The organism is Lentibacillus saliphilus (assembly GCF_019093865.1).
In the GTDB taxonomy this organism is placed as follows: Bacteria; Bacillota; Bacilli; order Bacillales; family Amphibacillaceae; genus Lentibacillus_B; species Lentibacillus_B saliphilus.
In genome coordinates, this window is record NZ_JABJXD010000035.1 from 1 (window position 1) to 308 (window position 308).

Below are 308 nucleotides of genomic sequence, written 5' to 3' on the forward strand. Positions count from 1 at the left end.
GTTGACACACTCTACTCAAAAATGTTTAAAGAACTGGCTGAAGAACATGATAATTATATAGAAATTATTGATTCTGAAAAGATTACGATTCATAAATCAGACACCACATTTGCACTTTCATTGCAATCAGCAGTTTCAGCTTTAATCACTGTTACAACCCAGCTTCTTATCAGCGATAGCGATATAGCAGACATTGTTGCGAGTGATCTGATAGCACGCTCTACAGCACATAGCCGAAAGAAAGTAAAAATCAAAATTATAAACTGCTATAATATCACAATCACTTTATCAGCTACAGACATCATGGC

General features: G+C 35.1%; 1 protein-coding gene. It reads left to right on the forward strand.

Annotated elements, in window-relative coordinates:
• Positions 1–308, forward strand: a 308-nt coding sequence (locus HPC67_RS15690; RefSeq protein ID WP_217589838.1) for a spore coat protein, incomplete at both ends; no start/stop codon positions are given.